The sequence below is a fragment of the Streptococcus sp. 3.1 genome (genome assembly GCF_016648915.1).
Taxonomy (GTDB): Bacteria; Bacillota; Bacilli; order Lactobacillales; family Streptococcaceae; genus Streptococcus; species Streptococcus salivarius_E.
Genome location: NZ_JACLQV010000004.1, coordinates 163,288 through 175,234, shown reverse-complemented (window position 1 = coordinate 175,234; position 11,947 = coordinate 163,288). Strand labels below are relative to the sequence as shown.

General features: G+C 40.8%; 3 protein-coding genes. 2 read left to right on the top strand and 1 reads right to left on the bottom strand.

Annotation, left to right across the window (positions count from 1 at the left end):
* Positions 1-36 precede the first annotated feature (36 nt).
* Positions 37-2,892, bottom strand: a complete 2,856-nt coding sequence (locus tag H7U02_RS04085; protein WP_110981511.1) for a KxYKxGKxW signal peptide domain-containing protein — start codon at positions 2,890-2,892, stop codon at positions 37-39.
* Between the two features lie 1,015 nt (positions 2,893-3,907).
* Here H7U02_RS04085 and H7U02_RS04080 point away from each other — a divergent pair.
* Together H7U02_RS04080 and H7U02_RS04075 are read left to right on the top strand one after the other, a co-directional pair.
* A complete protein-coding gene (locus H7U02_RS04080) occupies positions 3,908-8,833 on the top strand; it encodes a glycoside hydrolase family 70 protein (protein ID WP_073951071.1) in 4,926 nt (1,641 codons plus the stop codon).
* Positions 8,834-9,312: 479 nt separating this feature from the next.
* Positions 9,313-11,298, top strand: a complete 1,986-nt coding sequence (locus tag H7U02_RS04075) for a KxYKxGKxW signal peptide domain-containing protein (RefSeq protein ID WP_037601148.1) — start codon at positions 9,313-9,315, stop codon at positions 11,296-11,298.
* Positions 11,299-11,947: the final 649 nt, after the last annotated feature.

Sequence of the window (11,947 nt, the reverse complement as noted above, 5' to 3'; positions counted from 1 at the left end):
AAACTGTCATTTTAAGAAGGAGTATTTATAACTTCATTAACTAATTGGTGTTCCGTTTCCATCCGCATCAAAGTGATAGGTTTGCCCTTTAATAGTAATGTCAATATTTGACAAACGGGCACCTGAGTTGGCATCGTAGTAGTGGATTTTACCATCAACGGTGACTAGTTCACCTTTGGCTTGTTTACCGTTACTGTGGAAGTAGACTGGGACATTGTCAATGGTTTGTTCACCGGTAACTTTATCACCATTGACATCAACGTAGTAGAAATAGTCCTCACAATCGAAGTCTTTGCTTGAAAGTGGGTAGTGACTAATGTCTACTGGTATTGTGTTATCATTGAGACCAAAAATAAAATTATGTGGGTACTTGATAAAAAAGTTATCGACAGGATTACCGTATTTATCTTGAAATTTCCAGTTATAGATATGGACGTAACGGTTTGTTACAAGTGCACCAGTATCCTTATCATAGTAGTGTCCATCAGGAGCAAAACGTCCCTTAACCTGTGCTCCATTAGGGAAGAAGTACATTTTGACATAATCAAGTGTTTGAGGTCCTTTTAGTGGTCGGCCTTCCCTATCAAGGTAATACCAGTCCTTTGCATATAAAATTTCGCCATTTATGGTACTACCAACGGAAGTCAATACTTCTTTAAAAGTATTGGTCACTAGTTCACCAGAATCTTTGTCATAGAATTTACCGTTTTGAGCAACCCTTCCTTTGGTCTGAAAACCCCAAGGATTATCAAAGTATAGTTTTTGACCATTAATTTCAACTTCTCCTGTTGCAGCTGTACCATCTTTTGTAAAATAATACCAAGTTCCAGTTCCATTACGTTCGAAAAAGCGATTTTTCAAGATTTTACCACTATGATCAACATAATAGACCTTATTATTTTCATAGATAAAACGATCTCGTAACATTTCTCCAATGTCATAGTGTTTATACGTATTTTCTGGACGGAAGTAATAGAAATCGCCATTAATTTCCTGAAGCCCAAGAACTATTTGTCCTTTATCATCAAGGTAGTAGGTTGAATCATTTTCATTAACAAAGCCTGCATGGGTTACTTTGCAACCATTGTCTTTATCATAGTAGTACTTAGGCATGTAATAATATTTGGAGATAAACTTCGGATCTCTTACAAATCCTCCTTTAATCTGTTTACCATCATGGGGATCGAACATAACATCTTGTCCATCAATAATGTAGGCCCCTTTTAGTGGGCTACCGTATTTATTAACATAGTACCAATTACCATTAACTTCAACGTAACGATTGGTTACGAGATTTCCTGTATTGATATCGTAGTAACCTTTAAGGTCATTATATATATCTAAATAGGCCCCTTTGACTTGTTGTCCATTATCCCGGAAGAATACTCTTTGTCCCTTAATGATTTGGGAACCGATAAGGTTTTCTCCGCTTGCATTCTTATAATACCAGTTACCCTGTTCATCGCTATAGTAGCCGTTAGGGTTTGGAGCATCTTTACCAATTCCATTTTCATCAAAGTTATAAGTCATCCCATTGATCGTTAGGCTTGTATTTACAACACGAGCTCCAGAATCAGGATCATAGTAACGGAGGACCCCATTATCAAGAACAAGTTCTCCTTTAGCTTGACGGCCGTTTGAGTAGAGATAGACGATTTGTCCATTAATAAGGGTTTCCCCATCTTTAGGACGAATAGCATTTCCATCATCACCGTAGTAGTACCATTTATCATGTTCTTTAATTGTTTGTTTTTTGACTAACTGACCGGTTTCTGAGTCAAAATAGTAACGACGGGTAATGTTTGTGGGCGTTCCATATTTATTAGAAGTTGGAAGAGTCTTTCCATCTTCTAGCTCTATGCTGATTCCTTTTTGCATGACACCAGAGTTGATTTCGAAATAATAAAGATTACCATCAATCATACGAGTTCCTGTATATTTAGAACCGTCATTATTGATAAAAAAGGTTCTTCCTTCTTTATCTTGAACGAGACCTTCTTTTCTAACTCTAGCTCCGGTGTTAGGGTCATAATAGTGCATCTTATCAAGATTACCAGAATACTTTTCACTAAAGTCTCCTTTGACTTGAGTTCCGTCATAATCAAAATAAACTTCTTGCCTCTCAATGGTTTGTTCCCCCTTGAGAGGAATACCATCCTTGTCAACATAGTACCAGTTTCCCTTATATTCTAGATAACGTTTGGTTTGTAGTTGACCAGTATTATCATCAAAATAACGGTATAGTTTGTAATTTACGATTTGTGGTCCTTTAATTTGTTTTCCGTCCTCCCAGAAGGAGACTCTTACGTTATCAATCGTTTGGTCTCCAGTAAGTTTTTTCCCATTAGCATCTTCATAGTACCAATTCCCCTGTTTATCACTGTAGTAGTGACCGCCAGTGATATTATTTTCAGCAGAGGGAACTTGAGAATTAGGGGTATCAGTATCACTAGTTGTTGGTGACGAATTCTCAGTTGTAACACTCTCACTAGTCGTTGCACTTACCTCAGAATGTGTAGTTTCAGAATTAGCTGCTTCCGAACTAGCTGTGCTTGTGACTTCAGAGCTTGGTTTTTCAGAGACTGTTTCTGTTGAAGCCCCTTCAGAGGTGACCACTGGTGTTTCTGACACAGTGGCAACCTCGCTCGAAGCGGTAGCAGCTGTGTTTTCTACAGGTTTAGTTGTGGCTTCATTACTTGCTGGAGCCTCAACGTCAATAGCGCCTTCTTTGATGATGGCTTCAACAGTTGCTTCATTAACAGGTGTAGGTTGTTCTTCAGCTGAAGCGTAGCTGAGTCCTGCAAAACTCAATCCCAAAGCAAGTCCTGTCACTGCAATAGTTACCCAATGTTTTTTAACTTTGTGAAGTTTAAAATGTACTTTCTTTTCCATGGTAATTCTCCTTTCATTTTAAACTTTTTACATACTGCAAAATAAGGGCTGTCATGAGAGTTTATGAAAAGTGAGCATTGGGGAGGAGTCCCTAACGATGTAAGTTAATCTTTTTGTGACAATCCTTATTTCTCCAAGCCTCCTCAATTTCTATATTACGAGACTGTTCGAGGCAAACATGAGTCCTGACGAAATGATTCTAGAAAAACGAGAGCCGTTCGGAATTTTCCTCCTTTCTAAGCATGGAAGATCTCGTTTATTTTGGGCTTCTAAGACACAAAAAACTAGAGCTTACTAGTATGAGGCGTCCCCTCTAGAGCTCTAGTTTGAAATGATGCTGTATTCTTTTTATGAGCCCTAGTTTGATGGTTCAAAGTGACTCAGGAATGGTTATCCTACTATAATCCTTATTTAGGCATTAGGTAACTAATGTCAATCTTTTAGATAATCCCCCAAGTGTCCTTTAAAGCAAAATTAAAACGCTTACATATTCACCTAGCTTCATTATAATCCTTTTTTAAGAATAAACAACAGAAACTAACGGAATTATCAAAAATGTTAAAGAACTGACATAAAAGATTCTATATTTAGTTTCGTTAGTCAAATAAGAATTCACCTGTGTAAATCATTTATATTTTTAATTTTTGTTCCTCATAGACAGACCACGATCTTAGTCAGATGAAAAAATAGAGTCTTTCTATCTAAAATTTTCTTTTCAGAATTGTCTTTTTAGGGGCTACTTCTCTCATAGTTTTGCTATCTCTTAAGGTTAATTGAAGCTTGCTTTAATCTTCAAAAGCCTTTGAAGATAAGCACTTGAAGGAGTTTGAGAAGCAAAAAAACTCTATTTAGGACCTTACATATGGTGTAAGGTCTCATTTTTACAAATCAAAGTTAATAATAGGAAGCGTCCGGCAGAGATTCATGAAAATAAGATGACTTTTTCCTATTTGTAATTTGTCTGAATATATCATAGAGTAGAGAAAACAATAGAAAAAAAGGATGATTGTTATAGATGGAAAATAAGGTACGTTTTAAACTACATAAGGTTAAGAAAAACTGGGTAACTATCGGGGTGACTACCCTCTCAATGGTTGCCTTGGCGGGTGGAAGCCTCCTAGCTCAAGGAAAAGTAGAAGCCGATGAGACGAGCGCACCTAATGGTGACGGCTTGCAGCAACTGAGTGAGGATGGTACTGCCAGTCTAGTGACGACAACAACTGTTACTGAGCAAGCTAGTGCTCAAGCAAGTGTGGCAGCAGTAGCAACAGCCAGCGTAAGTCACGAAACAAGCTCTCAGGCGACGACAAGTGCGGTCGCTCAAGAGGCAACTGCTCAAGCACAAAGCAGTCAAGTTATCGATCAAGAAGTGGCAGTTTCTTCGCAAACTCAAGCTAGTGCCCAAGAGACACTGACTACGGAACAGGTCTCACAAGGTCAGGCAACAACACAGGCAACTGTTCAAGAAAGATCACAGTCAGATACGCCGAGTAATCAGGTAGGACAATCGGAATCTTCAGTTACTCCTAGCCACAAAGCAACTCGCAGTGGTGGGCGTCGTGTAGCAACGTCGCATGCAACAGCTAAAGCAAACAGTCAAAATCAGAAAAAGACTGAGGTTCAAACCAGCCAAAGAATTGAGACTGAAAGTGTGCAAACAAGTGCTCAGTCTACTCCAAGTGTGACAGAACAAGCAAGACCTAGAGTCTTGACCAATGCTGCACCATCAATCGCCACACGCGCTGCTGATAGCACTATTCGTATCAATGCCAACCGCAACACTAACATTACGATTACGGCCAGCGGTACGACACCAAATGTAACCATTATCACAGGGCCAAACACTCCTAAGCCAAACGTGACGGTGACAAGTCCAAATGGCACAAAACCCAATGTGACCATTGTAACGCAGCCAAATCAACCCAATAAACCTGTTCAACCAAGTCAACCGTCTCAACCTAACAAGCCGGTCCAACCAAATCAGCCAAGTCTTGACTATAAACCAGTAGCTTCGAATTTGAAGATTATTGATGGCAAGCAGTACTATGTTGAAAATGGCGTTGTGAAAAAGAACGCAGCCATTGAACTTGATGGGCGTCTTTATTATTTCGATGAGACTGGGGCTATGGTAGATCAAAGTAAACCTTTGTATCGTGCCGATGCCATTCCAAATAACTCTATCAATGCGGTTTACAACCAAGCCTACGACACATCAAGCAAGAGTTTCGAACACTTGGACAATTTCTTGACGGCTGATAGTTGGTACCGTCCAAAACAGATATTGAAGGATGGAAAAAATTGGACAGCTTCAACTGAGAAAGATTATCGTCCCCTTTTGATGACTTGGTGGCCAGACAAGGTGACACAGGTCAACTACCTCAACTATATGAGTCAACAAGGTTTTAGTGATAAGACCTATACGACAGATATGATGAGTTACGACTTAGCATCTGCTGCTGACTTGATTCAAGTTAAAATCGAGGAACGTATCGGTCGTGAGGGCAATACCACTTGGCTTCGTCAGTTGATGTCAGACTTCATCAAAACACAGCCTGGCTGGAACTCTGAGAGTGAGGACAATCTTTTAGTTGGTAAGGACCACTTGCAAGGAGGCGCTCTGACCTTCCTCAATAATAGTAGGACAAGTCATGCCAATTCAGATTTCCGTCTCATGAACCGCACACCGACTAACCAAACAGGGACACGCAAATACCATATCGACCGTTCAAATGGTGGTTACGAGTTGCTCTTGGCTAACGATATCGACAACTCTAACCCAGCTGTTCAGGCTGAGCAACTAAACTGGCTCCACTACATCATGAACATTGGTTCTATCCTTGGCAATGATCCAAGCGCCAACTTTGACGGTGTTCGTATCGATGCGGTGGACAATGTGGATGCGGACCTCTTGCAGATTGCTTCTGACTACTTCAAGGAAAAATACCGTGTAGCTGATAATGAAGCCAACGCTATTGCTCACTTGTCAATCCTTGAAGCTTGGTCCTACAACGACCATCAATACAACAAGGATACCAAGGGTGCTCAGTTGTCCATTGACAATCCGCTACGTGAAACGCTTTTGACGACTTTTTTGCGTAAGAGCAATTACCGTGGCAGCTTGGAGCGTGTGATTACTAACTCTCTTAACAACCGTTCAAGTGAGCAGAAACACACACCTCGTGATGCCAACTACATTTTCGTGCGTGCCCATGATAGTGAAGTGCAAGCTGTTTTGGCTAATATCATCAGTAAGCAGATTAATCCAAAAACAGATGGTTTCACCTTCACCATGGATGAGCTCAAACAGGCCTTCGAAATCTACAATGCGGACATGCGCAAGGCTGATAAAAAGTACACTCAGTACAATATCCCAGCTGCCTATGCCACAATGTTGACCAACAAGGACAGTATCACTCGTGTTTACTACGGTGATCTTTTTACCGACGATGGCCAATACATGGCTGAAAAATCACCATACTATAATGCCATTGATGCTCTGCTCCGTGCTCGCATCAAATATGTAGCAGGTGGCCAAGACATGAAGGTTACTAAGCATAACGGCTATGAAATCATGTCATCTGTGCGTTATGGTAAGGGTGCAGAAGAAGTTAATCAGCTTGGTACTGCTGAAACACGTAACCAAGGAATGCTGGTCCTCACAGCCAATCGTCCAGATATGAAATTGGGAGCAAATGACCGTCTGGTGGTTAATATGGGATCTGCCCACAAAAATCAAGCCTATCGTCCATTACTTCTCAGCAAATCGACAGGGCTTGCGACCTACTTCAAGGATTCTGATGTCCCAGCTGGATTGGTTCGCTATACGGACAATCAAGGGAACTTGACCTTCACGGCAGACGATATTACTGGTCATTCAACTGTTGAAGTTTCAGGCTATTTAGCGGTTTGGGTGCCAGTAGGTGCTTCAGAAAACCAAGATGCCCGCACCAAGGCTTCGACGACTAAGAAGGGTGAGCAGGTCTTTGAATCCTCAGCAGCTCTCGACTCACAGGTCATCTATGAAGGCTTCTCAAACTTCCAAGACTTCGTTAAGACCCCAAGTCAGTATACCAACCATGTCATTGCACAAAACGCCAAACTCTTCAAAGAGTGGGGAATTACTTCCTTTGAATTTGCGCCACAATACGTGTCTAGCCAAGACGGCACTTTCTTAGATTCTATCATTGAAAATGGCTATGCCTTCGAAGACCGTTACGATATTGCCATGAGCAAGAACAACAAATACGGTTCGCTCAAAGACCTCATGGATGCCCTTCGTGCCCTTCACGCTGAAGGTATCTCAGCCATTGCTGACTGGGTTCCAGACCAAATTTACAACCTTCCTGGAAAAGAAGTGGTAACAGCCTCACGTACCAACAGCTACGGGACACCACGTCCAAATGCTGAAATCTACAATAGTCTCTACGCAGCTAAAACACGTACCTTTGGAAATGACTTCCAAGGCAAGTATGGTGGTGCCTTCCTTGATGAGTTGAAAGCTAAATACCCTGCAATCTTTGAGCGCGTGCAGATTTCAAACGGCCGTAAATTGACAACCAATGAGAAAATCACGCAATGGTCAGCCAAGTATTTCAATGGAAGCAATATCCAAGGTACTGGGGCTCGCTATGTCTTGCAAGATAATGCTACAAATCAATACTTCAGCCTTAAAGCAGGTCAAACCTTCCTTCCTAAACAAATGACTGAAATCACAGCAACTGGTTTCCGTAGGGTGGGAGACAAGGTCCAATACTTCTCAACGAGTGGCTACCTTGCCAAGAACACCTTCATTCAAGTCGGTGCTAACCAGTGGTATTACTTTGATAAGAACGGCAACATGGTCACAGGTGAACAGGTCATTGATGGCAAGAAATACTTCTTCCTAGACAATGGTCTCCAGCTACGTCATGTCCTTCGCCAAGGCAGTGATGGTCACGTCTATTACTACGATCCTAAAGGGGTTCAGGCCTTTAATGGATTCTATGACTTTGCGGGTCCTCGCCAAGATGTTCGCTATTTCGATGGCAACGGTCAAATGTATCGTGGCCTCCACGACATGTATGGCACAACCTTCTATTTTGATGAAAAGACTGGTATTCAAGCCAAAGACAAGTTCATCCGCTTTGCAGACGGCCGCACGCGTTACTTCATCCCAGATACAGGAAATCTCGCGGTCAACCGATTTGCGCAAAATCCTGAGAACAAGGCTTGGTATTACCTCGATAGCAACGGTTATGCCGTGACAGGACTCCAAACCATTAACGGTAAGCAGTATTACTTTGACAATGAAGGCCGTCAGGTTAAGGGACACTTTGTCACAATCAATAACCAACGTTACTTCCTTGATGGTGATAGCGGTGAAATTGCTCGCTCACGCTTTGTGACGGAAAACAACAAGTGGTACTATGTCGATGGCAATGGTAAACTGGTTAAAGGTGCTCAGGTCATCAACGGTAATCACTATTATTTCAACAATGATTATAGTCAAGTCAAGGGTGCCTGGGCCAACGGCCGTTACTATGATGGTGACTCAGGTCAGGCCGTAACCAACCGCTTTGTCCAAGTTGGTGCCAACAAATGGGCTTACCTCAACCAAAATGGTCAAAAGGTAGTTGGTCTTCAACATATTAATGGTAAACTTTACTACTTTGAAGGTAACGGTGTCCAAGCTAAAGGGAAACTTCTGACATACAGAGGCAAGAAATACTACTTTGATGCCAATAGTGGTGAAGCCGTAACCAATCGCTTTATCCAAGTTTCTCGCGGTGTTTGGTATTGCTTTAACGCCTCAGGCCAAGCTGTAACCGGAGAACAAGTCATCAACGGTCAACACCTCTACTTTGACGCTTCTGGCCGTCAGGTCAAAGGCCGTTACGTTTGGGTTAAAGGCCAACGTCGTTACTATGACGCCAATACTGGAGCTTGGGTCAGAAAACGATAAGGGGCAGAAGAAAATGTGATTTTGGGACTATCCTAGATGCTTTTGGATTAAAATTCAGTAGGTACCTTCCCAGTCTCACCACTTTTAAGCACTTGAAACATTTTGTTTCAAGTGCTTTTCTTTATTACTATCTCTTGATATGCCAAGCAGATTGTAAGCAAACAATGAGTTTGATTAATAGATTCCTCAATAAACTGCTTACTTTAGCTTTAAATTATGCTCAGTCCTTTAATGAAGGAAGAGCTAAAACGGCTAAACATCGGAATTTCTGTGTACTTTTTAAAAAATCTGAACGTTTTTTGGAAACGATTTCTAACATATAAAAGGCTTAACCATGTATCTTAGACTTGTTTTTTGAAATCTATTATGGGCATAAGGTTAGTCTTATGAGACTAGAGTTATGCATCTGTAATTGTATTCGTTTCCAAAATCCCTTAACATAGAATAGAGAAATAAAGTTATATTGAAAGGTGTATGTTATGGAAAAGAAAGTTGGGTTTAAGTTGCACAAGGTCAAGAAAAACTGGGTGACTATTGGAGTTAGTACGCTGTCGATGGTTGCACTTGCGGGTGGAGCCCTTTTGGCAGACCAATCGGCACAAGCAGATGAAGTGTCACTTCCTAATGGTGATGGTTTTGAACAAACAGATGCAGGCATTGAGTCAAGTGCATCATTGATTAATGAAAGCTATTCACCAACCTTAACAGAAGGTGCTACTTATGTGTCAGCAGTGCCATCTAACTATGCAAGTCAAACGAGTACAGGCTACGAGTCTTCATCATCTGTTTCAACAGGAGGCTCATCTCAGACTGTAGTTGGTGGTGGATCTGGTCAAGTGAGTTCATCACAAACTTCACAAGTCGTAGGAACACAAAACTCTAATTCATCACAAACGGGTTCTGCTTACCAATCAAGTAGCAGCTCGGCATCAGTAAGTGCTAGTGCGTCAAGTTCTTCAAGCTCATCAAGTTCAGCTTGGTATTCTTACTCGTCGTCATCATCATGGTCATCATCATCGTCAGCTAGCGGTTTTGCGACAATTACGACGAGTTCGTCTGACTCAAACGGCATTCATTGGAATGGTGGTCGAAATACGACGATTACCATCACGGCTTCAGGAACTACGCCGAATGTTACTATCGTTTCGAATTCTAATAAACTGTTTCCAAACATATCAGTAGGGCATTCGAATGGTTCAAATGCTAATGTCACTATCATTTCACAAGGTAACCAGCAAAATAACTCAGGTTACCAAATCATCTCAGGTGAGACTAAACCAAGTGTTGATTCGAACAATGCTAAGTCTTCATTTATCCGTGTAGGCGAAAATCAATGGTATTATTACGATCAATATGGTCAAAAGGTCAAAGGTGAAAAGGTTATCGATGGTAAGGCTTATTACTTCCTTGAAAATGGTCTTCAAGCTCGTGACTCACTTGTTAAAGGTAGCGATGGTTACACCTATTACTATGATAAAAATGGTGTGAAAGCTATCAACGGCTTCTACGATTTTGCTGGTTACCGTAAAGATGTTCGCTATTTCGATTGTTATGGTCACATGGCTACTGGTCTCCTTGAAATGGGTAGCACAACCTTCTACTTTGATACACAAACAGGTATCCAAGCTAAAGACAAATTTATTCGCTTCTCAGATGGCCGTATCCGTTACTTCATCCCTGATACTGGTAATATGGCTGTAAATACCTTTGTTCAAAATAAAGAAAACCAAGCTTGGTACTACCTTGATGAACATGGTTACGCTGTGACAGGAAAACGTATCATCAATGGTAAAGAATACTGCTTTGACTCAGAAGGCCGTCAAATCAAAGGTCAGATGATGCAACAAGGCAACAAGCAATACTACATTTCTGCCCAAACAGGTGAAATGGCTGTGTCACGCTTTATCTTTGAAAACAACAACTGGTATTATGCGGATGCTTTTGGTTGCCTCGTTCAAGGTGCCAAAGTGATTGATGGTAAACTCTATTACTTCAACAAAGACCATAGCCAGCTAAAAGGTGGCTGGGCTGAAGGACGTTACTATGATGCCGTCACTGGTCAAGCAGTCATCAACCAATTCATTCAAATGGCGGCTAACCAATGGGCTTACCTTAACCAAGATGGTCACAAAGTGACAGGTCTTCAAAATATTAACAATAAAGTTTACTACTTTGGTAGCAATGGTGCTCAAGTCAAAGGTAAATTGCTTACTGTCCAAGGTAAGAAATGTTACTTTGATGCCCACACTGGTGAGCAAGTGGTAAACCGCTTTGTCGAAGCTGGACGTGGCTGCTGGTATTACTTCAACGCAGCAGGTCAAGCAGTGACTGGACAACAGGTCATCAATGGCAAACAGCTTTACTTTGACGGTTCAGGTCGTCAAGTGAAAGGACGTTATGTTTATGTTGGTGGCAAACGCCTCTTCTGCGATGCTAAAACTGGTGAATTGAGACAGCGTCGCTAATTACTATGTACTTTAAAAATCTAGAGCTAATTTTTCCTTTTCCTATCTAAATTATTATTATTTTCCTATCATAACTCTAGGTGATTAAATAGATGAAAAAACCAGCGTTTGCTGGTTTTTTTTGAGTTGTTTTAGAGAAACTGTCAGTGTACACCCAGATGCTTTTTCACACTTAAATCCTAATAATTTTGTCCCTCTCATATTCGCAAGGAGGAGCTATAGCCGTGTTATAATGGGTATTATATTTGCATGTAGGAAAAAAGAGTTAGAGGTAGTTATGGGGAACCATCTTCGTTAAGCTCTAGGTGTAACTGACTTCTTAAAGGAGAGAAATTATGGTTATCTTGGCTTGGATTATCATTGTCATATTATTTCTTTTAATTTCGAATTATTACTTTTATAAAACAGACTTCAGAAAACGAAAATACCCATTACTCTATGCCATTATTGAAACCATAGCTGATTTGTTCACTAGGTAATATCTCTAACCCAAGCCTTTATTTCATCTTAGAAATGAAGGTTTTTTTATTTAAAAATAAATTAATATTGTAGGATGATTCTATCGTCTAAAAAAGTCTAAATCCTAACGATTTTAGTTGGTTTTATGTTATCCTTAGTGCATTTGTTCACAAGGGGCATTTATTAGGCA

Bases quoted from the DNA above. Each gene is read 5' to 3' on its own strand.
- H7U02_RS04080 (WP_073951071.1), top strand. From the start codon at position 3,908: ATGGAAAATAAGGTACGTTTTAAACTACATAAGGTTAAGAAAAACTGG.
- H7U02_RS04085 (WP_110981511.1), bottom strand. From the start codon at position 2,892: ATGGAAAAGAAAGTACATTTTAAACTTCACAAAGTTAAAAAACATTGG.
- H7U02_RS04075 (WP_037601148.1), top strand. From the start codon at position 9,313: ATGGAAAAGAAAGTTGGGTTTAAGTTGCACAAGGTCAAGAAAAACTGG.